Annotated in this window: 21 protein-coding genes; 16 read left to right on the top strand and 5 right to left on the bottom strand. The window is 45.5% G+C overall.

The window, feature by feature from the left end:
- Positions 1 to 104 precede the first annotated feature (104 nt).
- Genes coxB through ICN43_RS00535 form a run of 6 tightly spaced genes read left to right on the top strand, consistent with a single transcriptional unit; the run spans position 105 to position 4,727 of the window.
- Positions 105 to 1,262, top strand: coding sequence for a cytochrome c oxidase subunit II (coxB, locus tag ICN43_RS00560; protein ID WP_216196743.1), 1,158 nt, complete (start codon positions 105 to 107; stop codon positions 1,260 to 1,262).
- 44 nt (positions 1,263 to 1,306) lie between these two features.
- Positions 1,307 to 2,926 carry a cytochrome c oxidase subunit I gene (ctaD, locus tag ICN43_RS00555; RefSeq protein WP_216196742.1) on the top strand — a complete coding sequence of 540 codons (1,620 nt, stop codon included), beginning with the start codon at positions 1,307 to 1,309 and terminating at the stop codon, positions 2,924 to 2,926.
- On the top strand, positions 2,826 to 3,044 hold the full coding sequence (locus ICN43_RS11230; RefSeq protein WP_370623135.1) for a cytochrome oxidase small assembly protein: 219 nt from the start codon (positions 2,826 to 2,828) through the stop codon (positions 3,042 to 3,044). Before ctaD ends, ICN43_RS11230 begins: the two co-directional genes overlap by 101 nt.
- A gap of 14 nt (positions 3,045 to 3,058) precedes the next feature.
- The gene (locus ICN43_RS00545; protein WP_216196740.1) at positions 3,059 to 3,652 is read left to right on the top strand and encodes a cytochrome c oxidase assembly protein; all 594 of its coding nucleotides are present in this window, start codon (positions 3,059 to 3,061) and stop codon (positions 3,650 to 3,652) included.
- The gene (locus ICN43_RS00540) at positions 3,649 to 3,843 is read left to right on the top strand and encodes a DUF2970 domain-containing protein (protein WP_216196739.1); all 195 of its coding nucleotides are present in this window, start codon (positions 3,649 to 3,651) and stop codon (positions 3,841 to 3,843) included. Before ICN43_RS00545 ends, ICN43_RS00540 begins: the two co-directional genes overlap by 4 nt.
- A 29-nt stretch (positions 3,844 to 3,872) precedes the next feature.
- A complete protein-coding gene (locus tag ICN43_RS00535; RefSeq protein WP_216196738.1) occupies positions 3,873 to 4,727 on the top strand; it encodes a cytochrome c oxidase subunit 3 in 855 nt (284 codons plus the stop codon).
- A gap of 65 nt (positions 4,728 to 4,792) precedes the next feature.
- Here the strand turns inward: ICN43_RS00535 and ICN43_RS00530 are convergent, their stop codons facing one another.
- A complete protein-coding gene (locus tag ICN43_RS00530) occupies positions 4,793 to 5,005 on the bottom strand; it encodes a twin transmembrane helix small protein (RefSeq protein WP_215376027.1) in 213 nt (70 codons plus the stop codon).
- Positions 5,006 to 5,019: 14 nt separating this feature from the next.
- Here ICN43_RS00530 and ICN43_RS00525 point away from each other — a divergent pair, with 14 nt between their 5' ends.
- From ICN43_RS00525 to ICN43_RS00505, 5 genes are read left to right on the top strand one after another with little or no spacing between them, the layout of a single operon-like run.
- Complete coding sequence (locus tag ICN43_RS00525) at positions 5,020 to 5,802, top strand: SURF1 family protein (RefSeq protein ID WP_370623134.1); 783 nt, start codon at positions 5,020 to 5,022, stop codon at positions 5,800 to 5,802.
- On the top strand, positions 5,799 to 6,458 hold the full coding sequence (locus tag ICN43_RS00520) for a hypothetical protein (RefSeq protein WP_216196737.1): 660 nt from the start codon (positions 5,799 to 5,801) through the stop codon (positions 6,456 to 6,458). The genes ICN43_RS00525 and ICN43_RS00520 overlap by 4 nt, the downstream gene beginning before the upstream one ends.
- A complete protein-coding gene (locus tag ICN43_RS00515) occupies positions 6,455 to 7,585 on the top strand; it encodes a heme A synthase (RefSeq protein WP_216196736.1) in 1,131 nt (376 codons plus the stop codon). Before ICN43_RS00520 ends, ICN43_RS00515 begins: the two co-directional genes overlap by 4 nt.
- Complete coding sequence (gene cyoE, locus ICN43_RS00510) at positions 7,582 to 8,475, top strand: heme o synthase (RefSeq protein WP_216196735.1); 894 nt, start codon at positions 7,582 to 7,584, stop codon at positions 8,473 to 8,475. The genes ICN43_RS00515 and cyoE overlap by 4 nt, the downstream gene beginning before the upstream one ends.
- A 49-nt stretch (positions 8,476 to 8,524) precedes the next feature.
- Positions 8,525 to 9,088 (top strand): SCO family protein, encoded by a 564-nt coding sequence (locus ICN43_RS00505; protein ID WP_370623185.1) that lies wholly within the window; start codon positions 8,525 to 8,527, stop codon positions 9,086 to 9,088.
- A gap of 21 nt (positions 9,089 to 9,109) precedes the next feature.
- Here ICN43_RS00505 and rpoH read toward each other — a convergent pair whose 3' ends face one another.
- Together rpoH and ftsY are read right to left on the bottom strand one after the other, a co-directional pair.
- Positions 9,110 to 10,051 carry an RNA polymerase sigma factor RpoH gene (gene rpoH / locus ICN43_RS00500; RefSeq protein ID WP_216196733.1) on the bottom strand — a complete coding sequence of 314 codons (942 nt, stop codon included), beginning with the start codon at positions 10,049 to 10,051 and terminating at the stop codon, positions 9,110 to 9,112.
- A gap of 92 nt (positions 10,052 to 10,143) precedes the next feature.
- Entirely contained in the window at positions 10,144 to 11,034 is an 891-nt protein-coding gene (ftsY, locus tag ICN43_RS00495; RefSeq protein ID WP_216196732.1) for a signal recognition particle-docking protein FtsY, read from the bottom strand.
- A gap of 62 nt (positions 11,035 to 11,096) precedes the next feature.
- Between ftsY and ICN43_RS00490 the strand changes: the two genes are divergently transcribed.
- From ICN43_RS00490 to ICN43_RS00470, 5 genes are all read left to right on the top strand, one after another.
- Positions 11,097 to 12,482, top strand: a complete 1,386-nt coding sequence (locus ICN43_RS00490) for a pitrilysin family protein (RefSeq protein ID WP_216196731.1) — start codon at positions 11,097 to 11,099, stop codon at positions 12,480 to 12,482.
- Positions 12,469 to 13,812 (top strand): pitrilysin family protein, encoded by a 1,344-nt coding sequence (locus tag ICN43_RS00485; protein WP_216196730.1) that lies wholly within the window; start codon positions 12,469 to 12,471, stop codon positions 13,810 to 13,812. Before ICN43_RS00490 ends, ICN43_RS00485 begins: the two co-directional genes overlap by 14 nt.
- Before the next feature lie 113 nt (positions 13,813 to 13,925).
- The gene (gene rsmD / locus ICN43_RS00480) at positions 13,926 to 14,456 is read left to right on the top strand and encodes a 16S rRNA (guanine(966)-N(2))-methyltransferase RsmD (RefSeq protein ID WP_370623184.1); all 531 of its coding nucleotides are present in this window, start codon (positions 13,926 to 13,928) and stop codon (positions 14,454 to 14,456) included.
- Between the two features lie 36 nt (positions 14,457 to 14,492).
- Positions 14,493 to 14,990 carry a pantetheine-phosphate adenylyltransferase gene (gene coaD / locus ICN43_RS00475; protein WP_216196729.1) on the top strand — a complete coding sequence of 166 codons (498 nt, stop codon included), beginning with the start codon at positions 14,493 to 14,495 and terminating at the stop codon, positions 14,988 to 14,990.
- Positions 14,991 to 15,008: 18 nt separating this feature from the next.
- A complete protein-coding gene (locus ICN43_RS00470; RefSeq protein WP_216196728.1) occupies positions 15,009 to 15,278 on the top strand; it encodes a YfhL family 4Fe-4S dicluster ferredoxin in 270 nt (89 codons plus the stop codon).
- Between the two features lie 28 nt (positions 15,279 to 15,306).
- Here ICN43_RS00470 and pth read toward each other — a convergent pair whose 3' ends face one another.
- Together pth and ICN43_RS00460 are read right to left on the bottom strand one after the other, a co-directional pair.
- Positions 15,307 to 15,903: an aminoacyl-tRNA hydrolase gene (pth, locus tag ICN43_RS00465; protein WP_216196727.1), complete on the bottom strand. Its 597-nt coding sequence runs from the start codon at positions 15,901 to 15,903 to the stop codon at positions 15,307 to 15,309.
- A 90-nt stretch (positions 15,904 to 15,993) separates the two neighbouring features.
- Positions 15,994 to 16,632, bottom strand: a complete 639-nt coding sequence (locus ICN43_RS00460) for a 50S ribosomal protein L25/general stress protein Ctc (RefSeq protein ID WP_216196726.1) — start codon at positions 16,630 to 16,632, stop codon at positions 15,994 to 15,996.
- Between the last annotated feature and the right edge of the window lie 52 nt (positions 16,633 to 16,684).

Genomic DNA, 16,684 nt, shown 5'->3' with positions numbered 1-16,684 from the left:
AATTAACCCTATAATTAGCGCTGGTTGAATTGCTTCAAACCGTTTTTTTGGGCTTTCTGAGGCCGTATCGCCGCAGTAGTTCACGACAATAAACAGAGAATAAGATGAATTTATTTGGAAAAGTCACTAGGGCTTCGCTCTATTTAGTAGCAGCCTTTGGCACAGCGTTAGCAAGCGCTGCAGAAGATATGCCAGGCGGCCCAGTAGTTAATCAGTTGAACTTTACGGCCCCAGCTACAAAAATCATGGCTGAGATCCATTGGCTCCATTGGATGATGCTGATCATCTGCGCGCTGATTTTTATTGGCGTTTTTGGGGTTATGTTTTATTCAATCTTGAAGCACCGCAAATCTTTGGGCGCCAAATCTGCCTCATTTCATGAGAGCACCACAGTTGAGATCATTTGGACAGTGATTCCATTGCTGATCGTTATTGGTATGGCTTTGCCTGCAACAAAAACTGTTGTGGCAATGAAAGACACCACCAATTCAGATATCACAATTAAAACTACTGGCTACCAGTGGAAATGGGGTTACGACTACATCAAAGGCGAAGGCGAGGGGATTAGCTTTTTGTCTACCTTATCGACCTCGCGCGAGGCTGTTAATAACTTGGCACCAAAATCAAGTACCTATTTGATGGAGGTTGATAATGAGATGGTCGTGCCTGTTGGTAAGAAGATCCGCATGATTACCACTGCAAATGACGTTATCCATGCATGGGCTGTTCCAGCATTTGGCGTAAAGCAAGATGCGATCCCTGGTTTCGTTCGAGACACCTGGTTCCGTGCAGAAAAAATAGGTACTTACCGTGGTCAATGTTCAGAGCTATGTGGTGCGCAACATGCTTTTATGCCGATCGTAGTGAGAGTCGTTTCCCAAGAGGATTACACCAAGTGGGTTGATGAGAAGAAAAAAGAAATGGGTGCTTCTTCCGATGATCCGACTAAGGTTTACACCTTAGATGAGCAAAAAGAGCGCGGCGCTAAGGTTTATGCAGCTAACTGCGCAGCCTGCCATCAGCCAAACGGCAAAGGTGCAGGGGCCTTCCCGGCGCTTGATGGTAGCAAGATGGTGCTTGGACCTAAAGCAGCTCAATACGACATTCTGATTAACGGTAAGGGTGCAATGCCAAAGTGGGCAGGCGTGATTTCTGATGGTGATATTGCTGCAGTAATGACCTACACCCGTAATGCATGGGGCAATAAAACGGGCGAAGCGATTCAGACCCAAGATATTGTCTCAGCACGTGCTAGTAAGTAATCAATTTAAGAATTTATACAGATCAAACTAAACCGGAGTAATCCATGAGCACCATTTCAACTACCCACGATCACGCACACGACCATGCGCATGATGATCACACGCCACATGGTTGGCGTCGTTGGTTGTTTGCAACTAACCACAAAGATATCGGTACGATGTACCTGATCTTCTCGTTTATCAGCTTACTGGCTGGTGGTGTGATGGCTTTGGGTATTCGTTTGGAATTATTCCAACCCGGACTGCAATTCTTGCGCCCTGAGTTCTTCAATCAGTTAACCACCATGCACGGTCTAGTAATGGTGTTCGGCGCGATCATGCCAGCCTTCGTTGGATTTGCGAACTGGATGATTCCTTTGCAAATCGGCGCATCCGATATGGCTTTCGCTCGCATGAATAACTTTAGTTTCTGGATTCTTCCGGTGGCTGCTTGTTTATTGTTTGGCTCATTCTTGGCACCTGGCGGTGCACCTGCTGGTGGTTGGACTTTGTATGCTCCATTGACCTCACAAATGGGCCCAGGCTTAGACATGGGTATTTTTGCGCTCCACTTATTAGGTGCATCTTCCATCATGGGTTCGATTAACATCATCGTGACCATCTTGAACATGCGTGCACCTGGCCTGACATTGATGAAGATGCCAATGTTCTGCTGGACATGGCTGATTACTGCTTACCTGTTGATTGCTGTAATGCCTGTGTTGGCTGGTGCAATCACCATGGTGCTCACGGATCGTCATTTTGGTACTTCTTTCTTCTCCGCAGTTGGCGGTGGCGATCCAATCATGTTCCAGCATATTTTCTGGTTCTTTGGTCACCCAGAGGTTTACATCATGATTCTTCCAGCATTCGGAATCGTGAGCGAGATTATTCCTGCCTTCTCAAGAAAAACTTTGTTTGGTTATAGCTCGATGGTTTATGCAACTGCATCCATTGCGATTTTGTCATTCATCGTTTGGGCTCACCATATGTTCGCAACTGGCATGCCGGTAACTGGCCAATTGTTCTTTATGTATGCCACGATGTTGATTGCAGTTCCAACAGGTGTAAAGATTTTCAATTGGGTTGCGACAATGTGGAAAGGGTCTATGACCTTTGAAACTCCTATGTTGTGGTCAGTTGGATTTATTTTTGTATTCACCATGGGTGGTTTTACTGGCTTGATCCTTGCGATGGCGCCGATTGATATTGGTCTTCAAGATACGTACTACGTGGTAGCTCACTTCCACTATGTATTGGTAGCTGGCTCCTTGTTTGCAATGTTTGCTGGCTTCTACTACTGGTGTCCAAAGTGGACTGGCTATATGGCAAGCGAAACTCGCGGCAAGATCCACTTCTGGACTTCTATGATTTTCTTTAACATTACCTTTTTCCCAATGCACTTCTTGGGCTTAGCTGGCATGCCACGTCGTTACGCTGACTACCCAACACAGTTTGCTGACTTTAATACGATTGCCTCTATTGGCGCCCTTGGTTTTGGTTTGTCTCAGGTTTACTTCTTGCTTTTTGTTGTGTTGCCAGCCTATAACGGCAAAGGCGAAAAAGCTTCGATGAAGCCATGGGATGGTGCTAAAGGTTTGGAGTGGACAGTTCCATCGCCTGCCCCACACCATACATTTGAGACGCCTCCTGACGCTAAAGAGTTACATGCTGCAGGAATCTAAGTTAACGGCCGTGCAAAAATCCCAATCTGCTAGTAATCGCAGATTGGGTTTTATCCTTTTGAGCGTTGCCATTGTGTTCTTTGTTGGGATTGTGCTTAAGCGGAGCTTACTGGGCTGAGGCTCATCACTCTTATGTCTGCTATTGCCTCCGTTAACCGCCAAATCTTGCTAAAGCTTCTGATTGCTTCGGTGATGATGTTTGGTTTTGGTTACGCACTTGTGCCAATGTATAAGGCCTTATGTGAGGTTACTGGTATTAATGTAGTGACTAGCAAGAATGACTATGGTATTCGCGCATACAGCGCCAATAAGGTTGGCAATACTCAAGTTGACTATTCGCGTAAGGTAACTATCGAGTTTGACTCGAATAGTCGCGGACCTTTTACGTTTCGTCCGGTGAAGAATTTTTTAGAGGTGCATCCAGGTGAGATGACAGAAATTGTTTACGAAGTAACAAACAATTTGAATCGTCCTGTCGATGCCCAAGCCATTCCAAGTTATGCGCCTAAGAGCGCTATGGAGTTTTTTACTAAATTAGAATGTTTTTGTTTTCAGCAGCAAACCTTGGCGGCTCATGAAATGAAGAAGATGCCGGTGATGTTTGTGATTGATGCTGGGCTTCCGGCTGATGTGAAAACGATTACCTTGTCATACACCTTTTTTGAGTTAGGCGTGGGTCAGCAGCCTGCAGGCTCAACAACCCCTAAATCGAAAACGGCGTCATGACTAAGAAAAGCACCTTTATGCAATCCATGATCGCAGTATTGTGGGCTTTTTTGGGTGTGCGTAAAAAATCAGGTTTACAAGAAGATGTTGCTTCATTAAGTTTTGTCCACATTATTATTGCGGGAGTTTTAGGTGCCTTGATTTTTATGGGCATACTCCTTTTGATAGTTAAAGCAGTTGTGTCCCATTGATTATTTTTTGATTGAATAGAGAGAATAAGATGTCATCCAATTCAACCCCTTACTATTTCGTTCCCGGACTATCCAGCCATCCAGCGTCAGCAGCTTTAGGTTTGCTGGCTTTTGGTGCCGGTATGTCTGGCTGGGTAAACCATGCGGCTTGGGGCGGACCAGTAACTGCAGTCGGTGTACTTTGGGTGATATTTGTCCTGTACAACTGGTTTGGAGACACTATTGCCGAGTCTAACTCTGGCAAGAATGGGGTGAACGTAGATATTTCCTACCGCTGGTCGATGGCTTGGTTCATCTTCTCCGAGATTATGTTCTTTGGCGCCTTCTTTGCAGCCTTGTTCTACGCGCGTAATATTGCGATGCCTTGGATGGGTGATGTGGAAAGCAAATTAATTTGGCCTAACTTCACAGCAGTTTGGCCAAATGATGGCCCTGCTGGTTTGGTAGAGAAATTTACAACCATGGGTCCATGGCCAATTCCTACGATCAATACTTTGTTGCTCTTGAGCTCTGGTGTCACTGTGACTTATGCTCACCATGCGCTTCGTGAAAACCACATGAAGAAAGCCATTAATGGCTTAGCTGCTACAGTTTTGCTTGGCATTATCTTCTTAGGCTTCCAGGTATATGAGTACTATCATGCTTACTCTGATCTGAATTTGAAGTTAACGTCAGGTATCTATGGTTCAACCTTCTTTATGTTGACGGGTTTCCATGGCTTTCACGTATTCCTCGGTGGTCTCATGTTGGCTATCGTATTGCGTCGCATGATTCGCGGTGACTTTACTGCTGAGCACCACTTTGCGTTTGAAGGTGCTGCTTGGTACTGGCACTTCGTTGACGTTGTCTGGCTTGGTCTTTACATCGCTGTATATTGGATGTAAATGATAAAAAAATCGGGGCAATGAGCCCCGATTTGCTTTGAGTTGTTGTGCGTAACAGTGGGTGATTAGTTTGTTCCCACTCGAACGCCAGTAGCTTCGATATACCCAAAGTAGTGGGCGATCAGAATCCCTAAGAAGAGTACGATTGATAGCCCAATGCGCAACATGAGCGACTGAACCATTCTTGAGCTCCCGCCTTTGTCTTTCATCATGAAGTAGAGAGCGGAGCCTAGGCTTCCTACAATCATTAGTAGTGCAACTGGAATAATCCATTTCATCTCAAAATACCCCTGTGAATATATTTACTAGCCTATTTACTAGCCGTGCAGTTGCTACATTATCAGCCCTTGTGGTTATTTTAGTGGGCTGTGGTGCTGGTATTTGGCAGTTAAATCGGGCAGAGCAAAAGATTCTCTTGGGTGAGTCCTTAGGTGCAAAACTACAAATGCCCATCTTGAATGTGAATGAGGATGACCTCAGCTTGGAGCAAGCTGCAGAGCGTCGTATTCTGGCTCGTGGCCGTTTTATGAAAGCCGAGGCAGTTTGGCTAGATAACCGCCCTCGTCCGATTCCTGAGGGTGGTACAGGTGCTGCTGGGCAATCAGGTTTTTATCTAATGATGCCGCTGAAATTGGATGGCCAAGAGACCATTCTTTGGGTCAATCGGGGATGGGCCCCTCGTAATAACGAAAATCGTATTGAGTTACCCCCAGTCAAAACAGTCGATGAAGTGGTGATGATTGAGGGAGTGGCTTTCCCTCATCCGGGCAGAGTTTATGAATTAGGCCAAAAAGACGATATCAAAGCCAGTCCCAGGATTGAGCAAAATTTTGATTTGGCCCTTGAGGCTAAACATTACGGATGGAAGCAATTGCCATTTATCCTTCGCGAGTCTAATTCCCTAAAAAAAGATGGTTTAGTGAGAAATTGGCCCTCCCCAACAAATGGAGTCGATCGCCATTATGCTTATGCCTTCCAGTGGTTTGCTTTGGCACTGACTGGATTTTTATTTTGGCTCATTAATGGGCTAATGAAATATCGGCGAGAGCTTGCTGCGAATGGAGACAGAGGGTGAGTGATAAAGAACTATTGATTCCAGCATCACAAACAGATGCATCTAAGGTGGATACCCAAACTCGACGTGGGCGCATTCAGATGCTGCTCTTATTGCTCGCCTGTGCAGCACCAGTCATCGCTTCCTATTTGGCTTATTACGTTTTCAAGCCAGAGGGTGGGAAGACCAATTTTGGAACTTTGGTTCAGCCGGTACAGGATATGAATCCAGCCTGGTTTGATATTCCTTTCAATGGAAAGTGGACCTTACTGGTGGCTAGGCCAGCGGGGGAGTGCACCATTAAAAATGAGTCTTGTCTTGAGGCTTTATTTTTAATGCGTCAATTGCGAATTGCAGTTGGTCGTGAGAGTAGTCGCGTTCAGCTAGTTTGGGTAAATATAGATGGCAAGCCAGTAGATCCAGAGGTATTACTGGCCTACGATCAAAAGACGGCAGGATTTCAGGTTGTAGATTTACCGGTGGATCCTAAATTAAGAGCAGAATTTGATGCATGGCTTAATCGCGATGGAGCTGGCCAGAAGATTCAGTTAATTGATCCGAGTCCAGCCAAGATGATGATCTTTCCTGTGACAAACTCCCCCAAGGAATTTGGCAGAATGAAAAAAGATCTCGAGAAGCTACTACGCCTCAATCGTAAGGGTGAAAAATTGCAATGAGTAGCTTGCTATTGCTTGCGGAGTTAGCTGCAATCGCAATTGTCTTTGCAGGCCTACCTTTGGCGTATCTCTGGACTAGGTCGGACTATCACTTTTTCCAAAAGCTCAATTGGGTTTTGGTATTCATGACATTTGATTTGATTGTGTTTGGGGCATTTACTCGACTAACTGACTCCGGCTTAGGCTGTCCAGATTGGCCTGGGTGCTATGGCACATCAAACCCATGGCATGCGATTGGTGAGATCCAGTTAGCTGAAGCCACCATGCCTACGGGCCCAGTAACCGTCATCAAGGCTTGGATAGAAATGATTCATCGCTATTTAGCAATGACTGTTGGAGCATTAATTTTGATTCAGGTAGTAGTTTCCTGGGGCAAGCTCAAGAGCTTGGGTAAGTGGCCCTTATTGGGTAGTCTTGGTTTACTGGTTTTAGTATGTATTCAGGGGGCATTTGGTGCCTGGACTGTGACCCTTAAATTGCAACCCATCATTGTGACAATTCATTTAATGTTGGCTTTGGTTTTGTTGGCTTGCTTAACTGCTTACGCACAAAAAAAATGGGAAGAAAAATCTTCCACAGTTCATTACTTTCAGGCCAAGCCACTTTCTGCAAAGTTGCTCTTACTTGCTGCGATAGTTTTATCCATGCAAATATTTTTGGGTGCGTGGGTAAGTACAAATTACGCAGTGTTAGCTTGCCCTGATTTTCCAACTTGTATGGGAACTTTTGCGCCTGAAATGGCTTGGCAAGAAGGTTTTACTTTATGGCGTCAATTGGGGCTAAATGCTCAGGGTGAATCCATTTCCCCTGTCGCTTTGCAAACCATACATTGGGCGCATCGCCTATTTGCTGTGATTGCTGTATTTGTCTTGGGATTCTTGGGGATAAGCGCCTTCCAATTAAATGATCCTGCATTATGCGGAATGGGTAGGATAGCCAAGCTGCTATTAGGCTTACTCATTCTTCAAGCGCTGACAGGAATTTCTAATGTCGTTTTTCAGTGGCCACTTCTCGCTGCATTAATGCATACCGGCGGTTCTGCCGCATTGGTATTCTGTTTAGTTCGCCTGACTCAATGGTCCTCTTGGAGCGCTCCGATTCATATTAAGATGGTCAAATCATTATGAGCAGCCCAACTTCATCTAAGCCTGTAGCGATGCCCCGTTGGCGTCAATACTGGGTTCTTACTAAACCTCGCGTCACTCAGCTGGCAGTTTTCTGCGCAGTGATTGGGATGTTCTTGGCCACTCCCGGCATGGTTCCTTATCCAGTTCTGATTGGTGGCATTGTTGGTATTTGGTTGCTAGCGGGCGCTGCTTTTGCGGTGAATTGTTTGATTGAGCAAGTTGTGGATGCGAAGATGAAGCGTACTGCTTGGAGACCATCTGCAACTGGCGAAGTAACCCCTTCTCATATCATCATTTTTTCGATTGTTCTCGGCAGTTTGGGAATGCTTATCTTGTGGAAATTCTGCAACCCATTAACCATGTGGCTAACCGTAGCAACTTTTGTTGGTTACGCTGTGATTTATACCTGGCTGCTCAAGCCTGCAACACCTCAGAATATTGTGATTGGCGGACTATCCGGCGCTATGCCGCCAGCCTTGGGGTGGGCAGCTGTCACTAATAGTTTGTCTGCTGAGGCCTGGCTCTTGGTGCTCATTATTTTTGTTTGGACTCCACCACATTTTTGGGCGCTCGCCCTATATCGTCGTGATGATTACGTGCAAAGTGGTCTGCCAATGTTGCCAGTCACTCATGGAGAGCGATTTACACTGCTCAATATTTTGCTGTATACCCTAATCTTGATTGCTGCTACTTTGCTGCCTTACATCTATGGCATGAGTGGTCTCTTATATTTAATCTCCGCAATTATTTTGGGTTTCATATTCCTGGCTTATGTGATTGCCTTGTTTGTTTCTTACACTGATGCGTTAGCAAAGAAGACTTTCCGTTTTTCAATTACTTACTTATCTTTACTTTTTGCAGCGCTATTAATAGATCACTATTTCATTTGAGATGAATATGCATTTATCAATACTTTCTATCCATCTTGTACGCATCTTGATGGTGTCCCTAATTGCTTCAGCTCTCGTGGCTTGCAGCCCCAAGCAGAGTTTCAAGAATGTCGATATTACTGGTAGCAAGGCATTTGGTACGGATTTTAGTTTGCTCGATCCCGATGGCAAAGTCAGGACATTAGCCGACTTTAAAGGTAAAGCAGTTGTTGTGTTCTTTGGCTATACGCAGTGTCCAGATGTTTGCCCTACGACACTGACTGAGATGCAGCAGGTCATGACTTTATTGGGTCCCCAGGCAGATAAGGTGCAAGTGCTATTTGTCACTGTGGATCCTGAGCGAGATAGTGCCAGCATCTTGAAGCAGTATGTGCCAGCATTTGATTCACGTTTCTTGGGCTTACGTCCAGCTGATGAGGTGGCATTAGAAAAAGTCGCTAAGGACTTTAAGATTTATTACAAGAGGGTGCCCGGCATGACTCCCGGTTCATACACGATGGATCACACTGCAGGAAGCTATGCCTTCGATCCACTAGGGCAACTTCGCCTTTATATCAAGCATGCGCAAGGCGCTGAGACCTTGGCGCAGGACTTGAAGGAACTACTGAAGTAAAAGCTGGAATGTAAAGGCTGCTTACGCAGTTTCAGTTAGCAAAAGGCTGCGCATCTTTTTAAGAGCAGCAGTTTCAATCTGACGAACACGCTCTGCGGAGATGCCGTATTCATTGGCGAGATCATGCAATGTTTTTGTGCCATTACCATCTGCGTCCATTGCTAGCCAACGTGATTGAACAATATTACGACTGCGCTCATCCAAGGCCATGAGTGCTTGACTCAGTTGTGGGCCATGTAAATCATCAGTTGCAGCAGCAGCCATCATCTCAGTAGGCTCTTGACTATTATCAGCCAACCATTGAATTGGAGCATAAGCTGAATCATCATCAGTGTCGTCAGCCTCTAGGGCTACGTCGCCGCCAGCAAGACGCATTTCCATTTCTTTTACGTCAGAGCCTTTGACATCCAAAGCCTTTGCTAAAGCCTCAACCTCATTTGGGGTGAGGGCGGCTAGAGTCGGTTTGTTACTGCGAAGATTGAAGAACAACTTACGTTGTGCTTTAGTTGTTGCAACTTTAACTAAACGCCAATTCTTGAGAATGTACTCATGAATCTCCGCCTTAATCCAATGGATTGCATAAGAGACTAAGCGTGCACCTTGGTTGGGGTCGTAGCGCTTGACGGCTTTCATCAAGCCAATATTGCCTTCTTGAATTAAGTCCGCATGGGGAATGCCATAGCCTAAGTACTGACGAGCAACGGACACAACCAAACGGAGATGCGAGAGAACTAAAGTTTTTGCAGCATCCACATTTTCAGTGCGACGAAATTCTTGTGCGAGGTGAAGTTCCTCTGCAGCGCTGAGCATCGGCACGCGATTGACGTAGGAGATATAAGAGTCGAGCGTGCCAACCCCAAGGGATGGCAACATCGGAAAGGCAAGCGAAGCCGCAGCAGTCTGCGCTGCTGGCAGTGTTTGCCTTGCTTGCAATTGCGGTTTGTATGCTTTCTTTTGAACCATTTTTTATAGATCTTTTAGGTGTTAATAGGCTTCTATTTTAGCACTCTTGTCAAGAGAGTGCTAATGGTTTTTTAATTCTATAAGCCTATGATTTAATTGAATAATTCAGAAGAATATTCGGTGGCTGTAAAGGGCGCTAAATCATTAATCCCCTCGCCTTTACCTAAAGCTAAAACTGCTGGTTTTGACCCCTCATTGAGGGTGTGAGCAAGTGCGCAGATCACGCCACCTTTGGCAGTACCATCTAACTTGGTCACGATTAAGGCAGAAAGCCCCAGGGCGGCATGAAAGGCCTTTACTTGGCTTAAGCCGTTTTGACCGGTATTACCATCAAGCACGAGCAAAGTCTGGTGAGGGGCCCCAGGAAGGGCTTTGCCAATCACTCTTTTAACCTTCTTCAACTCTTCCATGAGATGGTCTTGGGTAGCCAGTCTTCCCGCAGTATCAATGATGAGAATATCGCTCTTGCGAGAAATCGCAGCATGAATGGCATCGTGCGCTACCGCTGCCGCATCACCGCTCTCTTGCATGATGACATCAACCTGGTTACGTCCACCCCATTCAAGAAGTTGATTGCGTGCCGCTGCACGGAAGGTATCTCCAGCAGCCAGTAAAACGGATTTGCCTTGAGACTGAAAGAGTTTGCAGAGCTTGCCGATGGTAGTGGTCTTCCCTGCACCATTGACGCCAATCACAAGCCACACCTCTGGTATGGTCTTTTGCTCATGCACATATAGGGGGTTAGGGTTTGGCTCCAAAGATTTTAAGAGACTTGCGACCTCTTGAACTAATAGTTGCTTGAGATCATCAGGATTATTGGTCTTTTCTGATTTGGCGGCTTTACGAAGCTTGCTAATCAGTTGCTCAGTCGTAGGGAGACCCACATCGCTCAGTATGAGAGATTCTTCTAGGGCATCAAACCAGGCTTCATCAGTCTGATTGGATTTGAATAGGGATCCGAGGGTTTTACGTAGGCCGAACATAATCGATACAATTTAATACTTGCATCTTATCAATTAAATTCTTGGGATAGGTGATCTTACAGATGCGCTCCACTTTATTGCATTTTTCTTTCTTTTTGCTGATTTGTTGCCAAACTGCCTGGGCAGCCACTGACAATAGCACAGCCAATACTCATGAGTATCAACTCTCCAATGGACTCAAGTTAATTGTGCGCGAGGATCATCGTGCGCCTACGGTTGCACATATGGTCTGGTATCGTGCTGGATCCATGGATGAAGTCAATGGTAAGACCGGGGTAGCCCATGTACTTGAGCACATGATGTTTAAAGGTACCGATAAAGTGAAGTCAGGTGATTTTTCTCGTTTAGTTGCAGCGGTCGGCGGTCGAGAAAATGCATTTACCTCCCGTGATTACACAGCCTATTTTCAGCAAGTTGAAAAATCCAAACTAGATGAAGTCATGAAGCTGGAAGCTGATCGCATGTCTAATCTGAATTTTGACGATGCAGAGTTTCTGAAAGAAATTCAAGTGGTCATGGAAGAGCGTCGTTTGCGCACTGAAGATAATCCTACCAGCTTGCTATATGAATCGCTGATGGCGACTGCTTACATGAGCTCTCCTTATCGTCATCCGGTAGTGGGTTGGATGAATGACCTAGTGAATATGAAAGCTGTCGATGCACGTGATTGGTATCGCAGTTGGTACAAACCGAATAATGCAACAGTAGTAATTGCAGGTGATGTTGACCCTAAAGCTATTTTGCAAGCTGTGGAAAAATATTATGGAGTCGCTTCTGCAAAAGGGTTGCCAGATCGCAAGCCACAGATTGAACCTCTGCAAAGAGGAATTAAGCGGGTACAAGTCAAAGCGCCAGCAGATAACGCTCAGCTAGCAATGGCATGGAAGGTGCCCAAGCTCGAAGTGGGCAAGCTAGATGATGATGAGCCTTATGCATTGGAGATTTTGGCTGCAGTACTCGACGGTTACGACAACGCCCGTTTGAATCGTGTGATGGTAAAGCAAGAGCGTGTAGTTAATGATGTGGGTGTCGGCTATGACATGATCTCTAGAGGGCCTGAACTCTTTTTGATTAGCACCAGAATGGCTAAAGGCAAAACTGTAGAACAGGCTGAGAGCAGTATCCGGAAGGCCTTAAAAGAAATTGTCGATAAAGGCATTCTTGAATCAGAACTGAAACGTATCAAGGTACGCATTCTGTCTGATCAAATTTATAAGCGCGATTCAATCTTCGGTCAGGCAATGGAAATCGGCACAACAGAGATGGCGGGATTCTCATGGCGCGATATTGATGTGATGCTAGAAAAGATGCAGACTATTACTCCCACACAAGTCCAAGCCGTTGCAAAAAAATATTTAGTCGATGATGGGCTAACTATTGCTGTATTAGATCCGCAAGCGCGTCAGTCTGGTGAGAGCAAGCAAGGAGGTAATCATGCTGCTAAATAAATCAATTAAGCATGCTGGTCTGGCAATCTTACTGATAGCCGGAGTGGTTACATCTGCCTTTGCAATATTACCCATTGAGAAGCTAGACTCGTTCAAGGGCGCACAGGCTTATTTAGTTCAAACCAAAGCGCTACCCATGGTCGATATTGAAATCAGTATCGATGCGGGTGATCGCTATGATCCAGTGGTAAAGAGTGGCTTGGCCACCGTGGCTGGGAAGTTAATGAACTACGGCGCTAGATCTGAGAAAGGTGCCTTGAGTGAAGCGCAGATTGCTGATGAGATTGCAGACTTAGGTGCAAACCTTGGAGTTTCTGTTAGCGGTGAACGTGCTGTCATGCGCATTCGAACTTTGAGCCGTAAAGATTTACGTGATCGTGCTGTTCAATTAGCATCAGCCATGTTGAGTGCACCCACTTACGATCCCAAGATCTTAGTACGTGAGAAGCAAAGAATGACGACTGCATTGTTAGAGGCAGAGACAAAGCCGGAGTCAGTCTTAGATCGCCGTTTTAGAAAATCCGTTTATGGAAACTATCCTTTAGCCAATTCACCATCGGTGCAAAGTATTGCCAATATCAGCGCAACTGATTTGCAGCAGTTTCATAAACAGTTTTATCGTGGCGATCGGATGATTGTCAGCATCGTAGGTGATGTGAGTAGGGCAGAGGCTGCTGAAATCGTTCAAGGCTTATTACAAAGAGTTCCTCAGTCTGGCCCTTCTATAGCTAAGCTGCCAGTGTTTGAGCGCTCGCCGGTGGAGCCTTTAAGTCAACGCGAAGTTACCATTCCATTTGATACGCAACAAGCACATATTGCTATGGGAATGACTGCGGTAACCCGCAACAATCCCGATTATTTTCCATTGCTAGTCGGGAACTACATTTTGGGCGGCGGCGGTTTTGTATCTCGTCTGATGTCAGAAGTTAGAGAAAAACGAGGTCTTGCTTACAGTGTGTTTAGTTATTTTTCGCCAGGTAAGGATGCGGGAATATTTCAGGCTGGCGTACAAACAAAGAGTGATCAAGCTGCATTAGCACTTGATGTAATGAGCTCGACCATTGCGCAATTTATTACTGATGGGCCTTCGCAATCTGAGCTCGATGCTGCCAAAGCCAATTTGATTAATGGCTACCCCTTAAGAATTGATAACAACCGCAAATTACTTGATAACGTGTCGTCCATTGCTTGGAATGATTTGCCTCTCGATACAATGGAAGTTTGGACTAAGGAAGTTGAAGCAGTGAGTCTAGATCAACTAAAAGCAGCGTTTCAAAAATACTTAGCTATGGATCGGATGAAGATTGTGGTTTTGGGGGCTAAAAAATAAATAAGCTAGCAAAATCAGAAAAGGGAAGGCAGCCTAGTAAGTCTGCTAAACACTCAGATGCCCCCCAAAAAATTCGTATTATTGGCGGGATTTGGCGTAGTCGATTATTGAGTGTGTTGGATTTACCTGGCCTACGTCCGAGCACTGATCGCGTTCGTGAGACTTTATTTAATTGGCTTGGGCAGAATCTAGTAGGTTTGAGTTGCTTGGATATATTTGCTGGTACTGGTGCTTTAGGTTTTGAAGCTGCTTCACGACATGCTCATTCAGTAATTTTATTGGAAAAAGACAAAAAGGCCCATGCCAAGCTCTTAGCGAATTTTGCTTTGCTTCAGTCATTTCCTGCTCCTGGATCCGTACAGATTTTGCACAGAGAGGGCGTGGAGTTTTTAAAGCAGCAGGCCGATGGCTCATGCAATTTGATCTTTATAGACCCGCCATTTGAGGAAGAGGCCTTGTTAAATCAAGCGCTTGTAGAGGCTGCTCGTATTTGTAATGACAGGGCTGGCGGAGGGATTTATGTCGAGTTCCCTGCTAATCGCTCTCGTGAGCAGATTGAGGAATTGCTGCCTGATTGGCATTGTGGCAAGTACTTAGAGGCCGGGCAGGTAAAAGCTTGTCTATTTCGCTCTAAGAGGGACTAAACTCTTGCTTGTAGCTGAAAAAGCCTGAGGAGCATTATGACTATTGCTGTATACCCTGGAACATTTGATCCCTTTACTCGTGGTCACGAGGACTTGGTGCGCCGCGCCTCAAGTATTTTTGGCGAACTGATTGTTGGCGTTGCCGATAGTCGCAGTAAGCGCCCCTTCTTTACCTTGGATGAGCGTATTGCAATTGCTAAGGAGGTTCTTGGCCATTATTCCAATGTCAAAATTGTTGGTTTTTCTGGGTTACTAAAAGACTTTGCCCGTGAGCATAATGCCCGCGTAATCGTGCGTGGCTTGCGTGCAGTATCCGATTTTGAATACGAGTTTCAGATGGCTGGTATGAACCGCTATTTATTGCCTGATGTTGAAACTCTATTTCTAACCCCTTCCGATCAATACCAATTTATTTCCGGAACCTTTGTTCGTGAAATTGCTTCGATGGGTGGTGATGTCAGTAAGTTCGTATTCCCATCCGTAGAAAAATGGTTGGTCCAAAAAATTGCTGCCGTCAATCAAAGCAAAGAGTAAGGTTGGTAAGTAAATAAAATGGCTTTAATGATTACGGACGAATGTATCAACTGTGATGTGTGTGAGCCTGAATGTCCAAACGATGCAATCTACATGGGCCTGGAGATCTATGAGATTGATCCCAATAAGTGCACTGAATGTGTCGGTCATTACGATGCACCACAGTGCCAGCAGGTTTGCCCGGTTGACTGTATTCCAATGAACCCTGCGTTTCCAGAAAATCAAACGCAGTTAATGGTGAAGTATCAAGCCTTAACTGCAGCTAAAAAAGTGCTAGCTACTAAGTAGCACTCACTGTGGGCGTGCGATCTGTGCCCTAATTCGTTTTTGAATGAAGTTCTAGCATTGCCGCTTGAGCATCACCTTTGATAAATAACCCAAGAATTTGTAAGCCATTTCCAATGCTGGCGTCAATTTGTTTTTGTTCTGCCTGCAAAGGTCTTCTCAACACATAGTCAGCTACATCCATGACTCGTGCACCTTCTGCAGCCAGATCCCGGGGATGGCCAATACCCAGGCGTAAGCGCCAGTAGTCAGGCGTTCCCAGATGGGCATGGATATCTTTTAGGCCATTGTGTCCACCAGTACCCCCGCCAAGCTTAATGCGTGCAGTACCAGGCTTTAGATCCAGCTCATCTTGCACTACTAGTACATCCTGAGGTGTAATTTTATGAAAGCGACATAGTGCCCCAACAGCTTGCCCACTAAGATTCATATAAGTGCTGGGCTTGAGTAAGAAGAGATCCTCGCCCCCCCATATAGCCCTGGCTACTTTGCCATGAAAGCGTTTTTCAGTTTCAAAGCGGGTATTCAATTGTTTGGCAAGAGCGTCAACAAACCAGAAGCCAGCATTGTGCCGATCTTCTAGGTGCTCTTCGCCTGGGTTGCCAAGGCCAACAATTAATTTAGTCATGATGAATGCTCAAGGATAAAAGTATTTTCACAAAAAAGAAAACCCGCTTAGTAGCGGGCTTCCTCTGTCGCAAAGATTGGGCTTAAATAATTAAGCTTTGTCCTTGGGGGCTTCAGCAGCAGGAGCCGCAGCAGCTGCAGGAGCAGCTTCAGTATCGGCAGATTTCACCGCTGGGATACGTGCGTTAGCTAATACTGGGTTTTCTTGCTCAACATGCAATACCAAGGTAACACCTTTTGGCAATGCGATATCTTTAGCATGAATACCATGACCAACTTCAATCTTGTTCAAGTCCACTTCAATGAACTCTGGTAAGTCTGCTGGTAAGCAAGAAATTTCCAATTCAGTGGAGATGTGACTAATTACGGCGCCTTGCAATTTCACTGCAGCTGAAGTGTCAGCGTTGATGAAGTGCAATGGAACGCGCATGTGAACTTTTTCAGTCGCAGAAACACGCTGGAAGTCAATGTGCAGAACCAAAGGCTTAAATGGATGCATCTGGTAATCGCGCAACAACACTTTTTGTGCTTTGCCGCCGATTTCGAGATCAAGGATGGATGAGTGGAATGCTTCCTTCCGGAGAGCATGGAACAGTGCGTTGTGATCCAACTCAATTACAGTTGCGGCGTCTTTACCGCCGTAGATGATTCCCGGAGTTTTACCGGAGTTGCGCAGACGGCGGCTCGCACCCGTTCCCTGTACGCTTCTTTCAAAGGCTACTACTTTCATATCAAATTCCTAAAATTAAGGTTAATTTCCGTTCGCGACCAAACAGAAAAGC

Origin of the sequence: Polynucleobacter sp. UK-Mo-2m-Kol15 (assembly GCF_018881505.1) — a bacterium.
In the GTDB taxonomy this organism is placed as follows: domain Bacteria; phylum Pseudomonadota; class Gammaproteobacteria; order Burkholderiales; family Burkholderiaceae; genus Polynucleobacter.
Note: the sequence above shows the minus strand (reverse complement) of the source record. Positions and strands in the feature narration are given on the sequence as shown.

Bases quoted from the DNA above. Each gene is read 5' to 3' on its own strand.
- rpoH (WP_216196733.1), bottom strand. From the start codon at position 10,051: ATGGTTCAAAAGAAAGCATACAAACCGCAATTGCAAGCAAGGCAAACA.
- ICN43_RS00485 (WP_216196730.1), top strand. From the start codon at position 12,469: ATGCTGCTAAATAAATCAATTAAGCATGCTGGTCTGGCAATCTTACTG.
- ctaD (WP_216196742.1), top strand. From the start codon at position 1,307: ATGAGCACCATTTCAACTACCCACGATCACGCACACGACCATGCGCAT.
- ftsY (WP_216196732.1), bottom strand. From the start codon at position 11,034: ATGTTCGGCCTACGTAAAACCCTCGGATCCCTATTCAAATCCAATCAG.
- coxB (WP_216196743.1), top strand. From the start codon at position 105: ATGAATTTATTTGGAAAAGTCACTAGGGCTTCGCTCTATTTAGTAGCA.
- pth (WP_216196727.1), bottom strand. From the start codon at position 15,903: ATGACTAAATTAATTGTTGGCCTTGGCAACCCAGGCGAAGAGCACCTA.
- ICN43_RS00470 (WP_216196728.1), top strand. From the start codon at position 15,009: ATGGCTTTAATGATTACGGACGAATGTATCAACTGTGATGTGTGTGAG.
- ICN43_RS00515 (WP_216196736.1), top strand. From the start codon at position 6,455: ATGAGTAGCTTGCTATTGCTTGCGGAGTTAGCTGCAATCGCAATTGTC.
- ICN43_RS00530 (WP_215376027.1), bottom strand. From the start codon at position 5,005: ATGAAATGGATTATTCCAGTTGCACTACTAATGATTGTAGGAAGCCTA.
- ICN43_RS00490 (WP_216196731.1), top strand. From the start codon at position 11,097: ATGCGCTCCACTTTATTGCATTTTTCTTTCTTTTTGCTGATTTGTTGC.
- ICN43_RS11230 (WP_370623135.1), top strand. From the start codon at position 2,826: ATGGTGCTAAAGGTTTGGAGTGGACAGTTCCATCGCCTGCCCCACACC.
- ICN43_RS00540 (WP_216196739.1), top strand. From the start codon at position 3,649: ATGACTAAGAAAAGCACCTTTATGCAATCCATGATCGCAGTATTGTGG.
- ICN43_RS00545 (WP_216196740.1), top strand. From the start codon at position 3,059: ATGTCTGCTATTGCCTCCGTTAACCGCCAAATCTTGCTAAAGCTTCTG.
- ICN43_RS00460 (WP_216196726.1), bottom strand. From the start codon at position 16,632: ATGAAAGTAGTAGCCTTTGAAAGAAGCGTACAGGGAACGGGTGCGAGC.
- cyoE (WP_216196735.1), top strand. From the start codon at position 7,582: ATGAGCAGCCCAACTTCATCTAAGCCTGTAGCGATGCCCCGTTGGCGT.
- coaD (WP_216196729.1), top strand. From the start codon at position 14,493: ATGACTATTGCTGTATACCCTGGAACATTTGATCCCTTTACTCGTGGT.
- ICN43_RS00505 (WP_370623185.1), top strand. From the start codon at position 8,525: ATGGTGTCCCTAATTGCTTCAGCTCTCGTGGCTTGCAGCCCCAAGCAG.
- ICN43_RS00535 (WP_216196738.1), top strand. From the start codon at position 3,873: ATGTCATCCAATTCAACCCCTTACTATTTCGTTCCCGGACTATCCAGC.